The sequence below is a fragment of the Mesorhizobium amorphae genome (assembly GCF_014843845.1).
In the GTDB taxonomy this organism is placed as follows: Bacteria; Pseudomonadota; Alphaproteobacteria; order Rhizobiales; family Rhizobiaceae; genus Mesorhizobium; species Mesorhizobium amorphae_A.
In genome coordinates, this window is sequence record NZ_JHQS01000007.1 from 262,331 (window position 1) to 285,476 (window position 23,146).

Genomic DNA, 23,146 nt, shown 5'->3' on the forward strand with positions numbered 1-23,146 from the left:
CGCAATCTATTTTGAGATGAGGCGACGAGCGTGAAAAAGAGAACCGTTATCTTATTGGGATCGACCCTGACGGCGATGTCATGGGCGGCGGCATTCGCCACGTTTGCTACTCCTGCGCAGGAGGCGCCTTTGGTGACCGACCCAAGGCAGGAAGCGCCATTCGTCAGACTTGTGTCGGCAGCGCCAGTGACCGGATCAGAGCGCGGCTTCACCGGCGTCATCGCGGCGAGGGTGCAGAGCAATCTCGGCTTTCGGGTTCCCGGCAAGATCGTGGAACGATTGGTAGACGTCGGTCAGGAGGTCAAAGCCGGTCAGCCGCTGATGCGGATTGACGATACCGATCTGCGCCTTGCGCTTTCGGCGAAACGCAATGCCGTTGCGGCAGCGCGTGCAACAGTCGTTCAGACTGAGCCGGATGAACGGCGCTACGCCAGCTTGCTCCGCGCCGGTTGGGTTCCACGGCAGCGCTACGAGCAGGCGAAGGCTGCGTTGGATACTGCCCAAGCGCAACTTGCCTCGGCCGAGGCCGACGCACGGGTAGCCGAAAACGAGGCGGCCTATGCAGTCCTGTTGGCGGACGCGGATGGAACGGTGGTTGAAACGCTTGGCGAGCCGGGGCAGGTCGTCGCTGCCGGCCAGCCAGTGATCCGGATCGCCAAGGCCGGCCCGCGCGAAGCGGTTGTCGCGCTTCCCGAAACGATCCGGCCGGCGATCGGCTCGGCAGCCGAGGCCAGCCTGTATGGTGGCGACGAGCGTCGATATTCAGCGCATCTCCGGCAGCTGTCGGACTCCGCCGATGCCCAGACCCGCACTTATGAGGCCCGCTATGTGCTCGACGGCGAGGCTGCCGCAGCACCTCTTGGTGCGACGGTCACCATTCGGCTCGCAAACCAGGTGAAACAGCCGGAGGTCCAGGTGCCACTGGGAGCCGTGCTTGATGACGGCCGCAAGACCGGCGTTTGGGTGTTGGAAAGCGCCACCTCAACCGTACACTTTCAGCCCGTCCAGCTTGTTCGTGTTACCAGCGAAACCGCTGTGATCTCCGGATTGAACTCCAACGTTCCTATTGTGTCGCTCGGCGCCCACCTCCTGCAGGAGGGCGCGCGCGTCCGGACTGAGTCCGAAAGTGGGAGCAACTGATGAGCTTCAATCTTTCCGCGATCGCTGTTCGCGAACGCGCCGTCACCCTGTTCTTCATCCTCTTGCTGGTGGCTGCCGGAGCCTACGCCTTCCTCATGCTCGGCCGGGCCGAGGACCCGAACTTCACCATCAAGACCATGACGGTCACGACGGCGTGGCCGGGCGCGACGGCGCGAGAGATGCAGGACCTCGTCGCCGAACCGTTGGAGAAGCGGCTTCAGGAACTGACCTGGTACGACCGGGTGGAGACGACCACACGGCCAGGTTATGCGTATATGACGGTCACGCTGAAGGACAGCACACCGCCATCCGTCGTGCAGGAGGAGTTCTACCAGGCTCGCAAGAAGCTCGGAGATGAAGCCCGCAACCTGCCGCCCGGCGTCTTCGGCCCTTTCGTGAACGACGAATATTCGGATGTGAGCTTCGCCCTCTATGCGCTGAAGGCCAAAGGCATGCCGATGCGGGAACTGGCAAGGCAGGCGGAGGTAATCCGTCAGGACCTCCTGCACGTGCCCGGCGTCAAGAAGATCAACATCCTTGGTGAACGTCCCGAACAGATATTCGTCGAGTTTTCCTACGCAAAACTGGCAACCCTCGGCGTGTCGGCACAGGACATCGTCGCTGCCTTGCAGCGGCAGAACACCGTCACGCCCGCAGGCTCGATCGACACCTTGGGGCCACGGCTCTTCATTCGGGTCGACGGCGCCTATGACAGCGTTCAGGCGATCGCTGACACGCCGATTGTCGCTGCTGGGCGGACGCTCAAGCTCTCCGACATTGCCGAGGTCAGCCGCGGTTATGAAGACCCTCCCACATACCTCATCCGGCGTCAGGGCGAGCCCACCATCATGCTTGCAGCGGTTATGCAGGAAGGCTGGGATGGTCGCGCGCTCGGCAAGGCACTGGAGGACAAGACTGCCGCGATCGCACAGGCACTGCCGCTTGGGATGACGTTGGACAAGGTGTCCGATCAGGCTGTCAACATCACTTCGGCGGTTGACGAATTCATGTTGAAGTTCGCGATGGCGCTCGGCGTCGTGCTGCTGATCAGCCTGCTCAGCATGGGCTGGCGCGTCGGGATCGTCGTGGCGGCTGCCGTCCCTCTGACGCTCGCCGTTGTGTTCCTCATCATGCTGGAAACCGGCCGGTTCTTCGATCGCATCACGCTCGGCGCCCTCATCCTGGCGCTTGGTCTTCTCGTGGACGACGCCATCATCGCCATCGAGGTGATGGTGGTGAAGATGGAAGAGGGCATGGACCGCATCAAGGCGGCGGCCTATGCGTGGAGCCACACTGCGGCGCCGATGCTATCCGGAACGCTGGTGACGATCGCCGGCTTCGTGCCGGTGGGCTTTGCGCGCTCGACGGCCGGCGAATACGCCGGCAACATCTTCTGGGTCGTAGGGTTCGCCCTCATTGTCTCCTGGATCGTCGCGGTGGTCTTTACGCCCTATCTCGGTGTCAAGATGCTGCCGGCGATCAAACCGGTCGAAGGCGGTCACCACGCCATTTACAACACGCCTAACTATCGACGTTTGCGGCGGCTCATCACCTTTGCTGTGCGCCATAAGTTCGTAACCTGCGGTATCGTCGGCATCGCGTTCGCGCTTTCCGTCGTCGGCATGGGCGCCGTCAAACAGCAGTTCTTCCCGACATCCGACCGCCCCGAAGTTTTGGTAGAGGTTCGCCTGCCGGAAGGTGGTAGCATCGAGACAACGACCGCCGCGGTCGAGAAGCTCGAAAATTGGCTGGACAGCCAGCCCGAGGCCAAGATCGTCACGAGCTACGTCGGCCAGGGCGCTCCGCGCTTCTTCTTCGCGATGGCTCCGGAATTGCCTGATCCAGCGTTTGCCAAAATAGTCGTGCTGACTCCCGACGCCGAGGCGCGTGAGGCGTTGAAGCACCGACTCCGAGAGGCAGTGGCGCAGGGGCTTGCGCCCGAGGCGTATGTCCGCGTCACGCAGCTCGTGTTCGGCCCCTACACGCCGTTCCCGGTCGAGTTCCGGGTCATGGGACCCGATTCCACGCAACTCTACAGCATTTCCGAAAAGGCCCTCGACATCATGCGGGGCGTCCCGGACGTGCGACAGGCCAACCGCGACTGGGGCAATCGAACGCCCGTACTTCGCTTTGTCCCCGATCAGGATCGACTGAACCTCATCGGCCTCTCGCCGGCGGAGGTGGCCCAGCAACTGCAATTCCTTCTCACCGGCATCCCCGTTACGCAGGTCCGCGAGGACATTCGCAATGTCCCCATCGTGGCGCGCAGCGCCGGCGGCGAGCGGCTGGATCCGGCACGTCTGGCGGATTTCTCACTCGTGAGCCGAGACGGCCGCTCGATTCCGCTCGACCAGATCGGCCATTCGGAAATCCGTCAGGAAGAGCCAATCCTGAAGCGCCGCGATCGCACGCCCGTTGTCACGATACGCGCGGACATCAATGAGGCGACCCAGCCTCCGGAGGTCTCCAAGCAGATCATGAAGGCCCTTCAGCCGCTGATTGCGTCCCTTCCGGTCGGCTATCGCATCGAAATGGGCGGATCGATCGAGGAGGCTGAAAAGGCCAACACCGCGCTCGGCAAGGTCTTCCCGGCTATGATAGCTGCCATGTTGATCGTCATCATGCTGCAGGTGCGATCCTTCTCAACGATGTTCATGGTCATGCTGACGGCACCGCTTGGCCTTGTCGGCGTCGTACCGATGCTGCTCACCTTCCACCAGCCCTTCGGGTTCAACGCCATTCTGGGCATGATAGGACTGGCCGGCATCCTGATGCGCAACACGCTGATCCTGACCGAACAGATCAAGGAGAACCGCGCTGCCGGCATTGACGACTATCACGCTGTCATCGAGGCCACGGTGCAACGAACGCGGCCCGTCATTTTGACCGCACTTGCCGCCGTGCTCGCCTTCATCCCTCTTACGCACTCCGTTTTCTGGGGTTCAATGGCCTATACGCTGATCGGCGGAACGGCGGCCGGCACGGTGCTGATCCTGCTCTTCCTTCCCGCGCTCTACGCCGCGTGGTTCCGGATCAAGCCGACTGCGGATGAGGTCCATGAGGTTTCGACGGAGGAACCAGAACTGCGACTGGCAATGGCTGCCGAGTAGGGCACTGTTGTCGAGCCTCGTTTTTCTGCACGGGGCGACTGGCGGGTTCGTGTTGTCGATGTGAGTGAGAGTAATCAGTGTGGCAGACGGTAGCGGATGTCCACGTAACTGATTGATCTTGTTGACCAAATGGTAGAGGGAGGGGAACCGGGAACCAACCTTCTCTACGGAGCCGCGCCATGACGGCAACTGAATGCGCCTCGGATACGTTGATGACGACCGGCCTCGCCGGAACCGCGCTTTGGTCGGCTCCCCAAACTCCGCCTCGCTCCGTGCAGATGGGCGTCTCTCACAGTCGACGGGCGGCAATAGCATGACGCCGTCTTGGCGCGGCCCGCCCGCTATTTCCAGAGCTGGACGAACTGCGGCCAGCCACTGCACCTAATGGGCGGTGTAAGCTCCGTCCACCAGATGGTAGCTTCCAGTGATAAAGCTAGCCTGGTCGGACAAGAGGAAGCACACAAGAGCCGCTACCTCCTCAGGTCTCCCGCGCCTGCCCATCGGCTGAAGCCCCGCAATGCGCCGGATGGCTGCTGCCTCCATTTGCTCCGATACGAGTGGCGTTTCGATCCAGCCAGGGCCCACGACATTGATTCGGATGCCCATTCTCGCATATTCCATCGCCGCAACCTTGGTCAGTCCAACGACCCCATGTTTCGCTGCCGTGTATGCGGACGCAGTTGGCAATCCGACGGAACCGAGAACGGAAGACATGTTGACTATTGCGCCTCCGCCCCGATCCAGCATGGCGGCGATCTCGTATTTCATGCAGTAGAAAATGCCATTTAAATTGACGTTTATCAACTTGTGCCAGTTGTCGAGCGGATAGTCTGCCGTTGCTTTTCGAACGCCGTCGATACCTGCATTGTTTACCGCCATATCCAGGCCGCCGCATTTCTGGACAGCGAACTCGACCAGCTTTTCCACGGCTGCCGCATCAGTGACATCGACCGCAAAGTCGTGAGCCCTGCCTCCTTGCGAGCGTATTTCGGCGGCTTTGCTGTGCGCAGCCTCAGCATCAAGGTCGGCAACAACAACCTCGGCTCCTTCTTGTGCGAGTTGCCGTGAAACAGCCGCTCCTATTCCGGAGCCCGCGCCGGTCACAACCGCGATCTTATCTTGGAAGTCATGCTTCATCTCTATCCTTGTGCCCACAGCGACATAACCGAATGGAGCCAGATGGTTGTCACAAGAGGCTTCGTTCATAGCAGATTTCGGCAGCCAAGGCCCCTGTTTGTCCTGTGAACTCTCCTGGCGCCCGACGCCCTCAGCCAACCTGCGTGGCGCCCAAATGAAAGGTTACATCAAGAAGCCGGCCTGACTGGAATTAAGGCATCACACCAGTGAAGCGGTTTGGCGAGCATGGCCGGTCGGCAACGCAACAACGCCGGGTTCCGGTTGTTCCAGGTCAGTTCGGGCAAGGCGCGAGACTTGGCCGACGGGCCTTGGAGTGTTAGAGACGACGGCGGTAGGGCTGACCATTTTCTTAGCAGGTGGAAATGGACAATAACCACATTGCGCGCCGGGGGCTCGTGCTGGGTAGTCTGGCTCTGATGGTTTCCGGATGTACGTCAGCGTTACGACAGGCGGCGGAGCCGATTTCATCCGCGTTCGCACCAAGGCGTGGCCTGGATCCTCGTTACCGACGGCAGCATGTGCGGTATTACGGAAACGAGCAGGCTGGAACGATCGTCGTTGATACTTCGCAACGTTTCCTCTACGCCGTCGAGAGGGATGGGTGGGCGACGCGCTACGGCGTCGGCGTCGGCGAACAGGGACTTTCGTTCAAGGGTACAGCCACCGTCGGCCGCAAGGCGGACTGGCCGTCGTGGACGCCCACCGACAACATGATGAGGCGCAAGCCGCGCCTAGTGCAATACGCCGGCGGGGTCCCCGGCGGACCAAACAATCCGCTTGGTGCGCGGGCCCTTTATCTCTATCGCGGCGGACGCGATACCCACTTCCGGGTGCATGGCACAAACGAGCCGTGGACGATAGGCACAGCGGTATCGAACGGGTGCATCCGTTTGATAAATGACGACATCATTGACCTCTACGACCGTACCCCTCTGGGCACGACGGTGCTGGTTATTTGATGGTCTGAGATGCGCCGCACGCCTGATCTCCGTTGGATGGTGAACTCTGCCAGCACGTCACCGTAAACGTGCCGCGGGGAACCGGGTGCCAATTGTGTCATTTCAGCACTAGGCCTTGGCGTAGTTTGCAGCTAATTTAGCGGGGCTGCATTATTATTTGTGGCGCTTTCATAGGCTATTCCGCCCCTGGGGAAAGGATTGCTTGATGAGCAGGATCTTGATTGCAATGGTTGCCATGCTCGCCGTTGCCAGCCTGAGCGGCTGCGCGAACGATTGGATCGGCAAAGGAAAGGGGAAGGCTCCTCCGCCGGAACCCGCTCCGGTAGAGCAGCCCGTGATTAAATAAGGACCGGCTTTCGGTGAGTATGGGAAGGGCCGCCAGGCCCTTCCCCGTCGATACGCAGGGCCAAGGCCGATAGCCTACGGCGCGATTGGCGGGCATAGGCTGTTCCTAGGCCTGCGCTTCGTGAAGTTCGAGAACGCGGCGATGACGCTTGTAAATGGCCGTCTCTTGCTTGTGGCCCTGCTGCCGCTCGCGGCAGCGGCATGTCAGACGAAAGACCTGCCGGCCCAGCCGAATTTCGTTTCTTTTGCCGATGGCAGAACTGCCTCTCAAGATAAGGACGAGCGGTTCTTCATCGAGTTCCGCTCCCGCTACGCCCTCAGCTACGGCCACACTTACGCAGTTTTTGGGCGCTTGAACCAAGACGGGAGAATGGTCGATCCCCAAGTCGCGGGCCTTCACCCGGCTTCGAATAGTGCAGTTCCCTACGTTCTGGGCCATTTCGTGCCGGTGCCAGCCGAAACCGGGTGGAGTGACGGTGATCTGGAAGAACAATACAGATCCGCAAGCTGGCGAGTCATGCTGACTCGGGACGAGTACAACAAAGTCGTTGCCTACATCCGGAAGCTGCAGGCGAAGTCCCATGTCTGGCAGGCAACTGTCTTGAACTGCAACAGCTTCGTGGCGGACATCGCGCGCTCCATGGGGTATAAGACCCCCGCTATTCAGCTCCGGCCGCAACAATTCATAACTAAGCTTCGGGAAATGAATACATAACCAAGTTTCGAGGAATGGATGGGGCCGAATGCGATCGGTACTGCCCCCCGGCTGTCGCATTAGCGGATCGCTGCGCCTGAAGGTCGGCTGGTGACGAAATCGAGGGGATGGGTGAAGTGGTACAGTCCCAGATCGCAGAAAGGGCGACGGTGGCCTGAAGTGAGCCTTGCAGTTGCCTCAGTTGGCGAGATCATATGGGTGATCGGCGTCATTGCTTGGTACGTGATCCGGTATCCCTTCGAGCGCCGGGCGAGGCGTGTGCGAATTGTAGCTGGCGGCCGCTCACGTTCCGACACCGTCGGGCTTGCATCGGCTCTTTTTGGCCTAGCGATCCTGCCTGCCTTCTATGTAGCCACCGGCATCCCTGGAGCGGCTGACCATCCGGCCAGCGCGTGGGCGGTGGCTCTCGGCACCATCATCTTCTGCTGCGCGTTGTGGATTTTTCGCATATCCCACAAGGAACTTGGCCGTAACTGGTCGATTACGCTGGAGATTCGCGAACGGCATGAACTGGTCTGCGCCGGGCCATACGCCCTAGTCCGTCACCCGATGTACACCTCGTTCCTGCTCATGGGGCTCGGCCAGATCTTTCTGCTGTCGAACTGGGTTGCGGGCATTTCGGGTTTGATTGGTTTCGCAGTCCTTTTTCTGCTGAGAGTGGATAAGGAAGAGCGTATGATGCTGGAGAATTTCGGCTCGCAATACCGTGCCTATATGGAAAAAACCAAGCGAATAGTCCCTTATCTTTATTAGAGGTCGTTGATGCGAGGCCGAGCCCTCAAGCTTTCGGCGCCCCGGCGCCTTGTTGGCGATCTGATGAGGTTTTCGATCGGCGTGCCACGGGTCGCAGTGCAGCGTCAGATGAACCTCGGCCCACTCGTAGCGGCTAGAATGGCGCAACAGACCAGGCCCTCTTGGACAGCGATCTTCCTGAAGGGATACGCGCTTCTCGCCCGAGAGCTGCCGGAGCTACGGCGCGCCTATGTCAAGTTGCCCTGGCCGCAGCTTTACGAGTATCCGGTAAGCGTAGCCTCGATTGCCCACGAGCGCGAGTATGACGGTGAGCCGGCCGTTCTGTTAAGCTGCATCAAGTGCCCGGAGCGCTATTCCATCACGGAACTTGAGGCATCGATCCACGCGGCGCGGTCACGGCCGATTCTTGAGGTCACGGAGTTCCGGCGTGCCTTGCGGTTGGCACGTGCGCCCGCGCCACTCAGGTGGCTGCTTATGTGGCTAGGCCTGAATATCGCCCGGCAAAGGGCAAATTACTTCGGTACCTTCCAACTGTCTGTCTATTCGGGTCTCGGCGCGGAATCACTCAACCCGCTCACACCATTGACCACGCTTCTTAACTACGGTCCGATCGGCGAAGACGGATCGGTGAATGTCCGCATCCACTACGATCACCGGGTGATGGATGGAGCGAACGTCGCACGAGCACTAGAGAGATTCGAAAAGATTCTGAACGGCGCTGTCGCCAATGAAGTGGTGCTGCTCGGTCAAAGTGTTGCCGCTCCTGCAAGGCAGAGGAACGCGACATGATTTCGCACTGTGAATTCCGGCCCGCGGTCGTCGTGATTGGCGGGTCGGCTGGAATTGGACGGGCAATTGCGAGCGTCGCTGCACGTGAGCGCGGTGCGGTTGTGCTCGTTGCCCGCTCGCCCGAGGGTTTGGCGGCCGCGGCGGCTGAGGTTCGGGAGGGGGGTGGCGAGGCATTCACGCTCGAGTTGGATCTCGTGGCAGGCGATGCGCCAACGCGCCTAGAGGACTTTCTGTCCGCACACGGCCTGGTCTGTGATGTCCTGGTCAACAGCGCAGGCTATGGCCTACGGGGCGCGGCGACGGCGCTCCCTATTGATGGCCAGCTCGGCATCATCGATCTAAACATACATTCCCTCAGCGAATTGACCCTCCATTTTCTGCCGGGAATGGTGGCGCGCGGGCGGGGCGGGGTGCTCAATCTCAGTTCCGTGGCCGGGTTCGTTCCTGGGCCTTATATGGCTTTGTACTTCGCCAGCAAAGGTTTCGTGCGCTTCTTCTCAGAAGCGCTTCATCAGGAATTGCGCCGAACCGGTGTGACTGTCACATGCGTGGCACCAGGGCCGGTGTCGACGGAGTTTCTCGAAAGGTCCCGCGCCTATCAGACGCCGCTCTTCAGTATCTTGCCCAAGCTGGATCCGGAGGATGTGGCCGAACGCGCGTGGCGAGGGTTCAAATCCGGTCGTCGCCTCGTCGTACCGGGAATCTCGGCCAAGTTGGCTGCCCTTGCGGCGGCGCTCCTGCCTTCTGCAGCGATGCTGCCCCTGATCGGCCGGCTGCAACGCGGCGGCAATGATCCATGTCCTTGCGGTTCAGGTGTGAAGTTCAAGAAATGCTGCGGTACCCGCCAGTTCCAGCTACGCCGGGGCCCTCGGGGAATTATCCCCTGATCGGACCAGCACGCCACTGCTCGCCATTCCAGAAGTCGCTGAAGGTCTTGGTTGCTGCTCAACGACCAAACGCTTCAGCAGCGAGGTGAACCACTTCGAAAAGGGAACCGGCCACAGGAGCCGATGAGGCCGTGCGACCCAAGCCGACGCTACGGTGCTTGAGTCTATCTCGGTTCGGATTTCGCTCGCGCCTCGTAACTGCTATCCTGAAGACGTGAACGGCAATCCGCGAGGTGCTCTGCACTTAAGATTATGACGGGCTATCCCTCAAGGACGTTGTTGTGTGGGGCCTGGCTGGTTGGAGCCTTCCTCTTATTTTCCGTGCTTGGGGCGAACGCAGCAGAGCCAAAGCGTGTACTTTTGCTGCATTCGTTCGGTCGTGATTTTGCGCCTTTCAGCGAGATGACCAAGAGTTTTCAGGCGGCGCTCGTGAAGCGATCGCCGGAGCCCCTTGATTTTTATGAGGCGTCGATTTTTACAGCACGGTTTCAGGAGCCCGAGAACGAAGGTTCGCTGGTCAAATATCTGCAGGATCTCTTTGCCGGGCGCAGGCTTGACTTGATTGTAGCTCAAGGTGGGCCGGCTGCGGCCTTCGTTGAGAAATATCGGCAACAGCTGTTTTTTGACACACCCATGGTGATAGCAGGGGTCGATGCGCGGCTCACGGCCGATGCCGCCAATACACCCAATGCCACCTACATCGGGGTCAAGCTCGATCTTCCAGCCTTCGTGGAGAATATTCTGCGCGTGCGGCCCGAGACAACAGACATTGCAGTCATCATCGGAAATTCTCCAAACGAGCAATACTGGGCTCGTGAATTGCATCGTGAGTTTCAACCGTTCGCGGATCGCGTGGAATTCGAATGGCTTGACGAGTTGTCGCTCGACGAAATGTTACGCAGGGTCGCCCGCCTGCCGCCGCAGTCAGCCGTTCTCTATTTCATGCTGGCGGTGGATGGAGCAGGTGCCGTGCACCCGCTGGATGCAGCCTTCACACGGATACGCGAAGTCGCCACCGTGCCTGTGTTCGGCTATGGCGACTACCATCTGGGGCAGGGCTCGGTTGGCGGGCCTGCGGATCAAACTCAAGCCATAGGCCAGCAAACCGCTGACGTTGCCCTGCGTATTCTTGCGGGCGAGCGGGCAGCCGATATCAAGACTCCGCTATTTGGACTCGGGATTCCAGCCTACGACTGGCGGGAATTGCAGAGTTGGGGGATTGGCGAAGCCATCCTGCCACCAAACAGCGAAGTTCGTTTTCGGCCGCCGAACGTATGGGATACCTATCGCTGGTACATTGTCGGAACGATCTCGCTGATCGTGTTTCAGACACTTCTCATTGCGAGCTTTCTCGTGCAACGAGCCAGGCGGCGCACGGCCGAGATCGGCATTCGCGCAAAGGAAAGCGAGCTGCGCGTCAGCTACGACCAGGTTCGCCAATTGGCTGGCCGGCTCATCTACGCGCAGGAGGAGGAGCGGACGCGAATTGCGCGGGAACTCCATGACGATGTCGGGCAGCGCGTCGCGTCGCTGTCAATCGGATTGAGCAGCCTCAAGCGGCGCGTCTCAATCCTGATGATACCGCACGAAGCGAGTTGTCGGGACTTCAGCAAGAGGTCGTGGGGTTGGCGAAGGACCTGCGGGATTTGTCGCACGAACTGCATCCAGGAGCGCTTGAGCATGTCGGATTTCTGGAGGCTTTGCGGGGCGACGGGAGAGAGGCATTGAGACCGCGGGTGATCCTTGCGGACGACCATGTGATGGTTGCTGAGGCAATACCTCGACTGGACGACTCCACCTCGAAACTACCCTCGAGCATTCTGACGCGCTCACGCATGACGGAATGACGACGGTGGCGACGGTAGGTAGATGTCGAGGTCGCCGATGGATGGTCCGAAGTCGCGGACGACATCGAACTTTGCCTTTACAGGGTCGCACAGGAAGCGCTTCGCAACATAACGAAACATGCCCATGCCAGGACTGCCCGCATATGGCTTGAGCCGCCGCGCGCGCTCGACGAGTTGCTGCCCATCGGCGGCCCGTCCAACCAGATCGGCGACCTCATCGATCAACCGGCCAAGTGACGCGTCGGAATGGTCATGTCGTGATGCGGATTACCGACGACGGACGTGGATTCCAGGAGAACGGCTCGAACGGACAGCATGGGATCGGGCTGCTGAGCAAAACCAAAGAGCTAGCCCCTCTGCCTCTCAAATCGGATGAGCCGGAGTTGAATCTCTCGTTTCGGAGAGAACCTGACGACCGATCCGAAATTGACGGTCATGACCACTCGCGGAAGAGAGTTCTTGGAACGGTGGCTTGCCGACAACGTGCCCGACCTCGTCGGCGCCGACGTGATTTCAGCGGGCACGGCGACCGATAAACTGTTTGCTGACGCTGGGCAGAAATCGTGGAAGAGACGGGCACGGGTAGCGTCTGAGACGATCCTCGACGCCGTTGTTCATCACCATGGCCCACGGTTGGCAGCGAATTCTCGGTTTGTCACTATGTGCAAGGTCACGCCGAGCACAGCTCCTGTGTCCCATTCCGGGAAGCAAATCCTGGCATCCATCTTGCACCGCCAGCTTGCCGGTTGATCCCGGTCCTGATCGCATACTCTGATCAGGTTAGGCTCGCCGGGCTCGAGGTGGTTGGGGTCTTCGCCCGGCGAGTTTCCATCGCAATACGCCTTGCTCGCATCATCGATGCAGGAATATAATCCTCTAGTTGCGGCGACCCTTCAACGGAGATCGCCATGCCCCAAAAGACCCTCGCCGACACCCTGGCCGCCCGCGAAACCCTCTACGTCAATTGCGGGCATCCGATGTGCTGCAAATCGACCAAGCTCGATATCGCAGCACTGATCGAAAGGCTCGGCCCCGATCACGGCTCAATGCATGACGACCTGGTCGATCTCTTCGGCTGCTCGAAATGGCTTACCACGCCGTCTTCGATGACCCGAACATAAAGCTTGTTTCCAAGTTCCTCGATCTCGACCGAAGTCTTCCACGGTTGCTTGTTCATCAAATTACCCCCTCTGGTTGCTGAACGTCAAAATGTTCCAACCCGCCCGCTGCCGCAAGGTGGCGGGTCTTTACACTTTTGATCTAGTTCGGCCTTCTCTCGAAAGTCGGTTTCCAGTCGTGGTTGCGCGCCCGCTGCTGGCCTTCGTAGTCAGGAACGCATGTGAAGAACACCGGGCTGCGGTCGCGGCCTTCTGCCTTGCATTCATTTAGGGAACAAGCACGAATGGGTGACGTTGCAACCATCTGGGAGAGGAAATTCAGATGGCGGAGGAACCAATCCAGCCGCCCCCGCGAACGGATGAAGAACAGCTTATCCGACGCTTGGTGCAAGCGGCCAATATCACCGAAGATCAAGCTCGCGAGCTAATCACTGTGTTGGGCTACGACTGGGCGTCGCTCATCCGGGAAGCTCGCATTTTGAGCCGCAAAGCCTGACGACGATGGGCGCACATGGCGCGCTACAGGCCCCACCGACAGCCCGGCTAGACAATCTTCGAGAAGCTCCAGGCGAAACTTGTGCCAACGCAACTGTTGGCCAAGCTGGGCCATCTTGAACATTCCGACAGCACAAGACGCTTTTTCGGTTAGTTCGCATTGCAGCGAAGCGATCTGCTTCCGCAATTTCACGGCTTCGGCGAGCCGCTGATCTCTGACCCAACCCCGACCATGCATGGTCCTTACCCACATGAGCAACCCAGGCAGAGGATAGCGCTGCCGGCGTTAATCAAAGAGATGTTCAATTAGTACTATTCTAGCGACTGCTAGACGGCCGCCTGGTCGGTCTTTCTGAGCCTCACCCCGGCGCCGCCGCCGTTCTCGGGGATGAACTCGACGCCGGCGGATTCGAACCAACCGATGCGGTTGTGAATGCGTCGCCTGGAGGAAAGCAGAACCATCTGGGCGTCGCGCTCGCGTGTAGTTCCCGCCTATAAAAGGAGTTTCGCAACAAATTCGCGCGCAAGAACGTTACGGACGTTCGAGACCTGCCACCGGCCGTTCCGCGCTGTGCGCACGCCGCGATTGTTCAAGGCGACTGCCAGACCACGTAGACTGGTGACACCGGAGCGCTGAATCGACGCGATGATTGGCAGCACCGTCTGGGCAAATCGATCAGCTTCATCAATCGATATCTTCCGGCCCTTAGCCGCGGCCTCAGCCGTATTGCTCGGGTTGCCGAGTTTCATGCCGGTCGTCTTGCGAGAGGCGAGGGCGGCTTTGGTGCGTTCCGAGATCAGGCGGCGCTCCTTCTCGGCTAGAGCGGCATAGAGGTGAAGCATGAACGGATCGGCATCGGCACCGAGCTCTGCGACGATGAACGGAATCCGCTGCACCATCAGTCCGGCGATGAATGCGACGTCGCGAGAGAGCCGATCGAGCTTGGCAACGACGACAGGGCATTTGGTTTGGCGGGCCAGGGTGAGGGCAGCTGTTAGTTGGGGCCGTCGATCGAGGGCATCGGCGCCCTTTCCGGTTTCGACCTCAGTGAACTCTTGGATGACCGCAATGCCCTCGGCATCAGCAAAACGGGCCACCGCGGCACGCTGTGCCTCGATGCCCAGACCTGATCGGCCTTGCCGTTGAGTGGAGACCCGATAATAGGCGACTGCGCTCGTCATGCTGCTGTTTCCGGGGTGTTCAAACTGCAAACCACCGTTTGCAGTTTGCTCAAGCGGCCCTGACTAGCAAGTTCAAGCTGTTGATTTGGATGAGAATTCTACTTTGCCGGGTCGGTCGGTCGGGCGGTTTCTGGCCCTGCCAGAGCCTTCGGGGCTTCCTCGTATATCGTGTGAAAGACAACCGGCCCGCAAATTCCTGAACTGAGGTTTCTTTCCACCGCGCTCGCGTCTTCAGCCAGAAGATGGCCGCTGTGACCGATTCACGCCCTGTGCGTCTTCGTTTGGTCTTCGGCGTCGGCGGTTCCGGTCACTGTGGGCTCCACTTCGACCAGTCAGGCTCTTCGCCGAGATCCTCCGGCGCAACTCCCCGCAATGCCTTGATCTCCTTCCAGTCAGGCGGTGAAATGACGATACGCTCAATTTTCGTAACGGCTTGGATAGGTTCCCCGGTGTGTTCGTTGACGATCGTTTCCTTCCAATGAGCCCGAGATTTTAGCCAGAAGATTGCGGCGGTGACGGCCTCGCGACCCTCGCCAGTGGCCTTGCCGAAGAGGTTCTCGGCAACCTTGGCGTTAGCCTTAGTGTGGCCGTGGTCAAGTTCATAACGGTAGTGCTTTCGCAGGGTTTTCGGATCGATGCCAATCAATCCGGCAATGTCGGGCTCCGGCACGCCGTAGCCGGCCAGGGCTTCGACCTGCCGGCGATGAAGCGCGTCGGGCGTATGTTTTGGCCTGGCCATCTCAGGCGCCCTCCTGAGCCCGCTCTGCGGCGACAGCGGCAAAACTACGGCCGTCGCCCTCCAGGATCGCCTCGCTGCCTGTGAAGGCCTGCCAGCGCAGGACAGCAACGTCGACATAGGAAGGGTTGAGCTCGATCGCGTGGCAACACCGGCCGATCATCTCGGCGGCAATGATCGTGGTGCCAGATCCGCAGAGGGGTTCGTAGACCGCCTGGCCTGGAGAGGAGTTGTTCTCGATTGGACGGCGCATGCATTCGACCGGCTTTTGTGTACCGTGGCCGGTGTCGGACTTCCGGTGCGGGATCGCCCAGACAGTGGTCTGTTTGCGATCACCAGCCCAGTGGCCTTTCCTGCCCTTCCTGACGGCATACCAAGCGGGCTCGTGTTGCCAGTGGTAGTCACCGCGGCTGATGACCAGTCGCGTCTTGTCCCAGATGATTTGGGCACGCACGGCGAACCCACTGGCTTCAAGGCTGGTGACGACCGATCCCGAATGAAGGGCGGCGTGCCAGACGTACATGACGTCTCCCCGAAAGAGGGCCCAAGCCTCCCGCCAGTCGGAGCGATCGTCGTTGAGGACGGTTCCTTTCGCCAGACCCTCCGATGGGATGCCAAGGCGCATCCGCCAGGCCGGGTCGTAGTTGACGCCGAACGGCGGGTCCGAAACCAGCAGATGGGGTTTGACGCCGGCGAGTACGCGATCGACATCGGCGGGATTGGTACTGTCACCGCAGATCAGCCGATGCTTGCCCAGCACCCAGACATCGCCCGGCAGGGCAGTCGGATTCTCCGGTGCCTCGGGAACATCGTCGGGATCGGTGAGGCCAGAATTGGCGATGCTGGTGAGCGCTGCGATCTCGATCTCGTCGAAGCCAGTCAGCGACAGGTCGAAGCCAAGTTCACCGAGATCGGCGAGTTCGAGACCTAGCGTCTCAGCATCCCAGCCGGCATTCATCGCCAGCTTGTTATCGGCAATGACGAGTGCGCGTTTCTGGCTGTCACTGAGGCCAATCAGCTCGATGACCGGCACCTCCTGCATGCCGAGCTTGCGGGCCGCTAGCAGGCGACCGTGGCCGGCAATGATGCCGTTCTCACCATCGACCAGGATTGGGTTCGTCCAGCCGAACTCGCGGATCGAAGCTGCGATCTGAGCCACCTGGGCATCGGAATGGGTTCGGGTGTTTTTGGCAAACGGGACAAGCGCCGATGCCGGCCGATAGCGCACTGCAATGGCTGCTTCATCTCTCATAGTTTGATTCTACAGCAGCAGGTAAGGCACTGTAAGAACGACATTTTCCGACAAGTGTTCGCAGATGTTCGCACCCGTGGTGTCCGGGCCATAGCCCAATAACCCCGATAACCCGATAACCTGCTGACATGGATCTCCCCTCAATCCCCTCCCGGGTTACCGCGGTTATCAAGGTTATCGGGGTGTAGGAAATAGCGGCCCTTGTCCCGCAGAACTTCGCCCTTCTGCGCCATCTTGAACAAAAGCTGCTTCGTATTGTTTGTTTTCCACCCCAAAGCCGCGCCTAGATCGGTAGGGGTTATCGGTCCCCGGTTATCACTAAGGAACTCAACGATGACTGAGCGCTCGTCGGTGCGTCGAACCTCAGATGCGTCCCCGATAACCGTCCAGTAACCCGCGGTGAACTTCAGCGCACTCTCCTTCTCCTCGACATCGCGGCCACGGACGTAGAGGGTGACGCCGTTCTGATCCTTGTCCAACACCAGGGTCGTGTCTGCGCACGCCGACATCCCATTGGACCCACTCAGAGCTTCCAGAGGATCGTCGGCGCCACCCTTTTTCGTATGGTGAAGTGCTACCACCGCGATGCCGTTCCCGGTCGCCCATCGTTGCAGCCCAGACAAGATCGCATAGTCGCTCTCATAGGCGTTCTGATTGGCATTGCCCGGCGGCTTGATTCGCTGCAGGACGTCGATCACCACCAGCCGAGGTTCGCCGACGGAGAGGCGCCAGTCGTCGAGGGCGTCGAGGAAGCCGTTGTTCAGCATCGGCGCTTCGCTCACCCAGTCCAGGCTGGACAGATCAGGCCGATGGCGTGCGTCTGGGTATAGCGTCTCGATCCGTCGCTGAATGCGCCGGGGACCGTTCTCCAGGTCGATGTACAGCACGTTGCCCTGCTGGCAACTGATCGCGCCCATGGCGGTGCCGCCGCAGGCGACGGCGAGGGCGAAGTCGATCGCCAGCCATGTCTTGCCCAGTTTCTGGCGACCGGCAAGAATGGCTAGACCCTCGGGAACGTAACCCATCACCACCCACCGGATCGGCGGAAACACCGTCGCCATGAGGATGGTGGTGTTGGTACGCACCAAGCGCTTCGCATTCGTCTGCTCGCGCTCATAGTCTGCTATGGGAACCGGCCCCTGGTTCAGCATGCGACCATCTCTCGCTTCGACGTCATCACGAACAGCTCGGGCAGTCGAGCAGGACGCATGTGTCGCCGATAGAGAGGCAGCAGGGATTCCGCCAGGGCGATCCGGGGAGCGTCGCGGAGCTTGTCGAACGCGCGGTGCCACTGATCCGGCAGTACGACGATTCCGTCTCGGTTTCTCCGCAGCCAATCCAGTGGACGAGCAAAGATATTCAGAGCGCAGTCGAAGCTGTACGTGGCCGCCGCGCCGATCATCTCCTCACCGAGGGCAAAGGCATGACCGGAGTCGGTGGCAAATAGCTCAGTCTTCGGATTCCAGAAGACCAAGTCCTCCTCGGTCTCAACGACAAGCCAGCGGGCGCCGGCTGGCGTTGGCTCAAACAACCCGTCATGAGCCCTGGTCCCGGTTGCCGTCTTGATCATGCTCGGCCGCACGATCGTCGGGACCGACACGCCGGAGGTCGGGGAGAATAGGGTTCCGGGAGGCAAATCCGCAGCCCTCCAGACAATCATCTAGTTGTCGGGGTCGGACTAGGGTTTTCTGATGGACTGTCATTTGGCCCTCCCGGATGAGAAGGCCAGTTCGGCGATCACAAGCGCCAGGGAGAGGGACACTGCGTACTGGGCCACAATGCTGCGGACTTGAAGATCCATCGCGCTGGGCCTAGAATCGGTGACGTGAACCTTGCCAGACAGCATGATGACATCGGCCCGGCGAGCGCCTGCAAGCGCTGCCGGGTCTTCAATTTTGATGAGCATGACCGGTCACTCCCACGATCCGAGGATCGACGAGTGGGTCTCGGCGCGACGACGGCGTTCGTACGCTTCGACATCGTCGAGGGAGTACGTGACCTTGCCCGAAAGCTTGAAAAAGTGTGGACCGATTTTTAGCCAGCGCCAACGCTCAAGCGTGCGCGGGCTGACGCGCCAGCGAAGCGCGAGTTCGGTCTGGTTGAGGTATGTGGGGGAGGGCGCAACCATTCAAAGGCTCCTTTGCCTGGGTTCGCAGCGCTTCGAAAAAGTGACAGCGCGAACCGTTGTGAATGGCGGCAATTCTCAATCTTGCGACGACTTACAGATATGCTCAGACAACGATAAAGACGTGACGCTTGCCCCCTGTTTAGCCTTGGATTGTCTGGGCCCCAACCAAGAGTCGTGACGTTTTGACTTTCTGACGTGACGTTTGCGTGCTTCGCCCGAGTTGCTGAAGGCCCGTCTCCAGGAGGTAAGGATTGAGGCGATAACCCTTCCAGTTCGAGCTCTGGATGATGTCCTCTTCATCGAGCGCATACCCGGCCAGTGCCTCGAATTGCTGTTGCATTGATTGTCTAGCTCGCATGACGCGCTGGCGCAGATTTTCATCCAAGGTCTGGAGATCTTGGGCAAGGGCGCGGCTTGCAACGAAACCGTAATTTGATCGATCTACTCCGCTGTTGAGGTCAGCTCGGAATTGCAGTGCAAGTCGGAAGAAGAGCTCAAAGCCTCTTCCCTGCAGTTCCGGGCCGTCATCGAACAGTATGCGCCGGGCCTTGTCATCGACCGCAAATACAATGCGTCGCGATGCCAGCTGCGTGCTCTTGATTTGCTCGTCCGTCTTACGGGGCGATCGGCTTTGGCCCGGCCAACGATCCCGGACGGCCGTGCTTGAAACGGTGACCTTCGAGTATGCAGTTCTGAGCGGAGCATGTGCGAAGACCAGGTAATCGGCACCGTTCCTGTCAGACGCCAACTTCAGGTGCTCCCACTCGCGCGCAGGGATCTCTGAAACCCGTTCATCTGCATCTAGAGCTCTTGCTGAAAATTCGCCCTGTCCCAGCGATTGCCAGAGCTCTTCGCGCGCGGCGCTGATCGACATCTTCTTGAGAGTCTCCAGTTCATCGGCGTTGGTAACCTCGGAGTCAGCCAGCTCGAGCAAGGTGAGGTTGAGAGGTGGAAGTGTAATTAGCTCTTCTCCGTCCACTTCGAACCGTTCTGAACCGAGATCGATGGTGCGGCGACACCTCACCCACCTCCAGCAATGGGAGCGATATTGATCCATGGCCGCTCGGGCACCCTCAGAGGTTCTCCAGACGATCCACGATACGGCCATGCATAGGGTCCACCGCGGCAATTTCACCGCGTCGAACTTCTCGGCCGGCGGGTTGGACTCAAAAGGCGAAAGACGCCACTGACGCGCGATCCGTTCAATCTCGGTCGATGGCAGGAGTCCATCCAACGCAAGCCCCAACAGATGATCAATGAGAGCCTGATGGGCTGGCGAAGGACTTGCATGCGGATCAGTCCTGCGTGCGACCTTCTCAGCCAACCAAGCCTCAAACTGAGTTCGCCTGACGAAAGGAGTTCGGCCAACCAAGCCGTCCCAGTAACCGCCATGGCCGGGCACAATCTTTTCGCTCAGGAAGGCGCGCTCGGGGAAATGCACCGAGGCCCACGAGTCTTGGGGGATTGCAAAATTCTCAAGCGCACCAGGCGGTCTTGTCAACGCGCCAAGTGAGCCGGTGGCGAACGCGTGTTTGACTTCAGCAAGCATTGAATCGGCCACAGTGGCCAGCGATGCTTTGCTGCGTTCTACGAGGCGCGGTGGGCTTTCGGCATATGTCACTTTATCGCGAAGCTCGGCCACGGGGTCATGGCCGGACCAAAGTCCCGAAACGAACGAATCATACGCGGCACAGAGCGAAATACAGCCTTCGGGAATTAGGTCCGGCATGGGCAAAGGAATGGGTGAGAGCGTTCGCAGTAGTGCGCATGGTCACAGTTATTTTCGCGCCTTTCCACGGCAATTCGCGGGGTGCTGGAGCGGTTCGTTTTGACGGTTAAATCTTGCTCACCAAGAACAACCGGAATCGAACGATGTCCCCGGGTCCAAATCCTCTGCTGCCCGATCGTATGGTGGCGCAAGAGCGCCTTGCCGAGGTCGCGGAAATCCTCGCGGCGGGCCTCATGCGTCTTAGGGCGCGGCAGTCAAGCAGACTATCTGGCGGCCGGGAGAATAGTTACGTGGACTTCACCGCCATCCAGAGCGGTCGTGCCGTCGAAACCTTTGCGACGGAGAATGCTTAATGACCGACACAGTGCTGGCCCGCCTGGCCGAATTGAAGACGAAGGATATCGTCGCGCTAAAGTCCACGTGGCGTGACCTGTTTGCCGCGGAGCCGCCTCCTTACAACAGGAAATTCCTTGAGAGCCGGCTGGCATATCGCATCCAGGAGCTCGCCTATGGCGGGCTGAAGCCGGAGACCCTGAAGCGGCTGGCCGCGCTGGCCGGGGAGCTTGGGCCTCGCGGCTCGCGATCACCCAGCGAGAACAGGCCGATCGCCGGCACGCGGCTGATGCGGGAGTGGCAGGGCATCCAGCACACGGCGACGGTGCTCGCCGATGGCTTCGAATATGAGGGACGTCCCTACAAGTCGCTCTCGGCCATTGCCAGGACAATCACAGGCACACGGTGGAATGGTTGGCTGTTCTTCGGCCTGCGCAGTCAGAAGGGAGCAAGCCGATGAATGCCGCTGCTCCCACCTCGAAGCCGATCGTGCGAAAGCTGCGCTGCGCGGTCTATACGCGAAAGTCGTCGGAGGAGGGGCTCGACATGGAGTTCAACTCGCTCGATGCCCAGCGCGAGGCTTGCGAGGCCTATGTGGCCAGTCAGCGTTCTGAGGGAGGGGTGCTGGTGCCTGACCACTACGACGATGGCGGCATCTCCGGCGCCACACTGGAGCGGCCCGGCCTGAAGCGGCTGCTGCGTGATGTAGATGCCGGTTTGGTCGATGTTGTTGTCGTCTACAAGATTGACCGGCTCTCGCGGGCGCTCACCGACTTTTCCCGGCTGGTCGAGCTGTTCGAGGCGAACAGCGTCACCTTCGTATCCATCACCCAGAGCTTCAACACGACGACCTCCATGGGCCGGCTGACGCTGAACATCCTGCTTTCCTTCGCCCAGTTCGAGCGCGAGGTCATCGGTGAGCGCATCAGGGACAAGTTCGCTGCATCGCGCAGGAAGGGCATGTGGATGGGTGGCAACGTGCCATTCGGCTACCGGGTCGAGAATCGGAAGCTCCTTATCCAAGATGAAGAGGCTGCCACTGTCCGCTCGATCTTCGAACGATTCCTGCAGGTAGGCTCCGCGACCATTTTGGCACGAACCCTCAATGCGGAGGGCCTCAGGCGCAAGAATGGGAAGGCCTTCGACAAAGGTGTGCTCTACAAGCTACTCAGCAACCGGGTGTATATCGGCGACGCCGTCCACAAGGGCACAAGCTATCCCGGCGAGCACCAGCCGATCGTCTCACAAGATCTCTGGGACAATGTCCGCTCGATCATCGCCGAGCCACTGCGCAAGCGGGCAGGGCACTGCCGCAGGCAGACGCCGGCATTGCTCAGAGGCCTGATCTACGCACCCAACGGTTATGCCATGACCCCGGCACACACGCGCAAGAAGGGCCGGCTGTACAGGTACTACGTCACGACGAGCGTGCAAAAGCTCGGGCCGGAGACATGCTCGGTACGGCGCTTGCCTGCCGGCGAGATCGAGGATGCAGTCATCGATCAGGTCCGCGCCCTGCTGCGCTCCCCAGAAATGATTGTGAAGACTTGGGCGGCCGCGCGCGACACCAGCGACGAGATCAGCGAGACCGAGGTGCGCGACGCACTGGTTCAGTTCGATAGCCTTTGGGAGGAACTCTTTCCCGCCGAGCAGGCGCGCATCATCCAGCTGCTGGTCGAGCGCATCGACGTCGATGTAGACGGCATCACCATCCGCCTTCGCACCGAGGGCATAGCCAGTGTCATCGCCGAGCTTCGGCAACGACCCAATATGCAGAAGGCAGCATGATGAACAACGGCGAAATCAGCCGCGAAGGCAGTTTGCTGACGGTCTCCATCCCGATGGCCATTCGCAAGCGTGGCGGTCGCAAAGTTGTCGTGTCCCCGGCTGGAGCAGAGGCTTGGGCACCGTCGCGACCGCGCATCGACAACACGCTGCTGAGAGCCCTCGTCCAGGCGTTCCACTGGCAGCATAAGCTGGAATCAGGGCAACACGCGACGATCAGCGAACTCGCTGAGGCATTGAAACTCGACCGATCGTTCGTCTCCCACATGCTTCGATTGACGCTCTTGGCGCCGGACCTGGTCGAGGCGGTCCTCGACGGGCGACAGCCTCCGACGATGCAATTGCAGCTGGTGCGCGGGTTTCCCGTTGAGTGGGAGCGCCAACGAAATACCTGCTGGTTGGGAAGGTCCGGCTTTGGGGACCTTCATGGTCCATGATGTGAATGGCAGCAACGCGCCTCAACGCGGCCATTGCGCTGACGGCGCTCCAGATCCTGTAAGCAGTCATTGTTCATTGCCGCCCTTGGAGGCCGCTCCGCGAACTGACGCAAACGGGGCACCTAGAGGGTGGTCCCCGCACAGGAGTGCAGCCTGACAAGGCTTCCCCCAGCCCGAAGTTCACGTATGCCCCGCTTTCTTGCCGTCTACACCATGAAGCCCGAAGACCTTGCCCGCTTTCGCAGCGACCATGAGTAGGAACGGCTCAG

Annotated in this window: 25 protein-coding genes; 14 read left to right on the forward strand and 11 right to left on the reverse strand. The window is 60.1% G+C overall.

Features of this window, described 5'->3' with window-relative positions:
- Positions 1-75: 75 nt before the first annotated feature.
- On the forward strand, positions 76-1,140 hold the full coding sequence (locus tag DH08_RS03770; protein ID WP_192177961.1) for an efflux RND transporter periplasmic adaptor subunit: 1,065 nt from the start codon (positions 76-78) through the stop codon (positions 1,138-1,140).
- Entirely contained in the window at positions 1,140-4,250 is a 3,111-nt protein-coding gene (locus DH08_RS03775; RefSeq protein ID WP_192177962.1) for an efflux RND transporter permease subunit, read from the forward strand. Before DH08_RS03770 ends, DH08_RS03775 begins: the two co-directional genes overlap by 1 nt.
- A 381-nt stretch (positions 4,251-4,631) precedes the next feature.
- Here the strand turns inward: DH08_RS03775 and DH08_RS03780 are convergent, their stop codons facing one another.
- Complete coding sequence (locus DH08_RS03780) at positions 4,632-5,387, reverse strand: SDR family NAD(P)-dependent oxidoreductase (RefSeq protein WP_192178023.1); 756 nt, start codon at positions 5,385-5,387, stop codon at positions 4,632-4,634.
- 362 nt (positions 5,388-5,749) lie between these two features.
- On the opposite strand from DH08_RS03780, the gene DH08_RS03785 reads away from it, so the two are divergent.
- The 7 genes from DH08_RS03785 to DH08_RS03815 all read left to right on the forward strand — a co-directional run bounded on the left by DH08_RS03785 (position 5,750) and on the right by DH08_RS03815 (position 11,563).
- Entirely contained in the window at positions 5,750-6,346 is a 597-nt protein-coding gene (locus DH08_RS03785) for a L,D-transpeptidase (RefSeq protein WP_192177963.1), read from the forward strand.
- A gap of 205 nt (positions 6,347-6,551) precedes the next feature.
- Positions 6,552-6,692 (forward strand): ABC transporter, encoded by a 141-nt coding sequence (locus DH08_RS03790; RefSeq protein WP_120019056.1) that lies wholly within the window; start codon positions 6,552-6,554, stop codon positions 6,690-6,692.
- Between the two features lie 141 nt (positions 6,693-6,833).
- Positions 6,834-7,406: a hypothetical protein gene (locus DH08_RS03795; protein WP_192178024.1), complete on the forward strand. Its 573-nt coding sequence runs from the start codon at positions 6,834-6,836 to the stop codon at positions 7,404-7,406.
- Between the two features lie 159 nt (positions 7,407-7,565).
- Complete coding sequence (locus DH08_RS03800; RefSeq protein WP_192177964.1) at positions 7,566-8,159, forward strand: protein-S-isoprenylcysteine O-methyltransferase; 594 nt, start codon at positions 7,566-7,568, stop codon at positions 8,157-8,159.
- Between the two features lie 9 nt (positions 8,160-8,168).
- Entirely contained in the window at positions 8,169-8,948 is a 780-nt protein-coding gene (locus DH08_RS03805) for a hypothetical protein (RefSeq protein ID WP_192177965.1), read from the forward strand.
- Positions 8,945-9,835: an SDR family NAD(P)-dependent oxidoreductase gene (locus DH08_RS03810; protein ID WP_192177966.1), complete on the forward strand. Its 891-nt coding sequence runs from the start codon at positions 8,945-8,947 to the stop codon at positions 9,833-9,835. Before DH08_RS03805 ends, DH08_RS03810 begins: the two co-directional genes overlap by 4 nt.
- Positions 9,836-10,087: 252 nt before the next feature.
- Positions 10,088-11,563, forward strand: coding sequence for a histidine kinase (locus tag DH08_RS03815; RefSeq protein ID WP_192177967.1), 1,476 nt, complete (start codon positions 10,088-10,090; stop codon positions 11,561-11,563).
- Between the two features lie 101 nt (positions 11,564-11,664).
- On the opposite strand, the gene DH08_RS03820 is transcribed toward DH08_RS03815, so the two are convergent.
- On the reverse strand, positions 11,665-11,907 hold the full coding sequence (locus tag DH08_RS03820) for a hypothetical protein (protein ID WP_192177968.1): 243 nt from the start codon (positions 11,905-11,907) through the stop codon (positions 11,665-11,667).
- A 683-nt stretch (positions 11,908-12,590) separates the two neighbouring features.
- Here DH08_RS03820 and DH08_RS03830 point away from each other — a divergent pair.
- On the forward strand, positions 12,591-12,803 hold the full coding sequence (locus tag DH08_RS03830) for a hypothetical protein (protein WP_192177969.1): 213 nt from the start codon (positions 12,591-12,593) through the stop codon (positions 12,801-12,803).
- Between the two features lie 319 nt (positions 12,804-13,122).
- A complete protein-coding gene (locus DH08_RS03835; RefSeq protein ID WP_192177970.1) occupies positions 13,123-13,296 on the forward strand; it encodes a hypothetical protein in 174 nt (57 codons plus the stop codon).
- A 326-nt stretch (positions 13,297-13,622) separates the two neighbouring features.
- On the opposite strand, the gene DH08_RS36780 is transcribed toward DH08_RS03835, so the two are convergent.
- From DH08_RS36780 to DH08_RS03880, 9 genes are all read right to left on the reverse strand, one after another.
- A complete protein-coding gene (locus DH08_RS36780) occupies positions 13,623-13,757 on the reverse strand; it encodes a hypothetical protein (RefSeq protein WP_282595012.1) in 135 nt (44 codons plus the stop codon).
- Between the two features lie 30 nt (positions 13,758-13,787).
- On the reverse strand, positions 13,788-14,477 hold the full coding sequence (locus tag DH08_RS03845) for a recombinase family protein (RefSeq protein WP_192177971.1): 690 nt from the start codon (positions 14,475-14,477) through the stop codon (positions 13,788-13,790).
- A gap of 307 nt (positions 14,478-14,784) precedes the next feature.
- On the reverse strand, positions 14,785-15,216 hold the full coding sequence (locus DH08_RS03850; protein WP_192177972.1) for a hypothetical protein: 432 nt from the start codon (positions 15,214-15,216) through the stop codon (positions 14,785-14,787).
- Position 15,217: 1 nt separating this feature from the next.
- A complete protein-coding gene (locus DH08_RS03855; protein ID WP_192177973.1) occupies positions 15,218-16,465 on the reverse strand; it encodes a site-specific DNA-methyltransferase in 1,248 nt (415 codons plus the stop codon).
- A gap of 140 nt (positions 16,466-16,605) precedes the next feature.
- Positions 16,606-17,616 (reverse strand): AAA family ATPase, encoded by a 1,011-nt coding sequence (locus DH08_RS03860; protein ID WP_192177974.1) that lies wholly within the window; start codon positions 17,614-17,616, stop codon positions 16,606-16,608.
- Complete coding sequence (locus tag DH08_RS03865) at positions 17,610-18,035, reverse strand: hypothetical protein (protein ID WP_192177975.1); 426 nt, start codon at positions 18,033-18,035, stop codon at positions 17,610-17,612. The genes DH08_RS03860 and DH08_RS03865 overlap by 7 nt, the downstream gene beginning before the upstream one ends.
- 129 nt (positions 18,036-18,164) lie before the next feature.
- Positions 18,165-18,371: a hypothetical protein gene (locus DH08_RS03870; RefSeq protein WP_192177976.1), complete on the reverse strand. Its 207-nt coding sequence runs from the start codon at positions 18,369-18,371 to the stop codon at positions 18,165-18,167.
- A gap of 6 nt (positions 18,372-18,377) precedes the next feature.
- Positions 18,378-18,593 carry a helix-turn-helix transcriptional regulator gene (locus tag DH08_RS03875; RefSeq protein WP_192177977.1) on the reverse strand — a complete coding sequence of 72 codons (216 nt, stop codon included), beginning with the start codon at positions 18,591-18,593 and terminating at the stop codon, positions 18,378-18,380.
- Positions 18,594-18,732: 139 nt separating this feature from the next.
- Positions 18,733-20,235, reverse strand: coding sequence for a hypothetical protein (locus DH08_RS03880; protein WP_192177978.1), 1,503 nt, complete (start codon positions 20,233-20,235; stop codon positions 18,733-18,735).
- Positions 20,236-20,674: 439 nt separating this feature from the next.
- On the opposite strand from DH08_RS03880, the gene DH08_RS03885 reads away from it, so the two are divergent.
- From DH08_RS03885 to DH08_RS03895, 3 genes are read left to right on the forward strand one after another with little or no spacing between them, the layout of a single operon-like run.
- A complete protein-coding gene (locus DH08_RS03885) occupies positions 20,675-21,115 on the forward strand; it encodes a DUF2924 domain-containing protein (RefSeq protein ID WP_192177979.1) in 441 nt (146 codons plus the stop codon).
- Positions 21,112-22,443, forward strand: coding sequence for a recombinase family protein (locus DH08_RS03890; protein WP_192177980.1), 1,332 nt, complete (start codon positions 21,112-21,114; stop codon positions 22,441-22,443). Before DH08_RS03885 ends, DH08_RS03890 begins: the two co-directional genes overlap by 4 nt.
- Positions 22,443-22,877: a hypothetical protein gene (locus DH08_RS03895; RefSeq protein ID WP_192177981.1), complete on the forward strand. Its 435-nt coding sequence runs from the start codon at positions 22,443-22,445 to the stop codon at positions 22,875-22,877. The genes DH08_RS03890 and DH08_RS03895 overlap by 1 nt, the downstream gene beginning before the upstream one ends.
- The last annotated feature ends 269 nt before the right edge of the window (positions 22,878-23,146 follow it).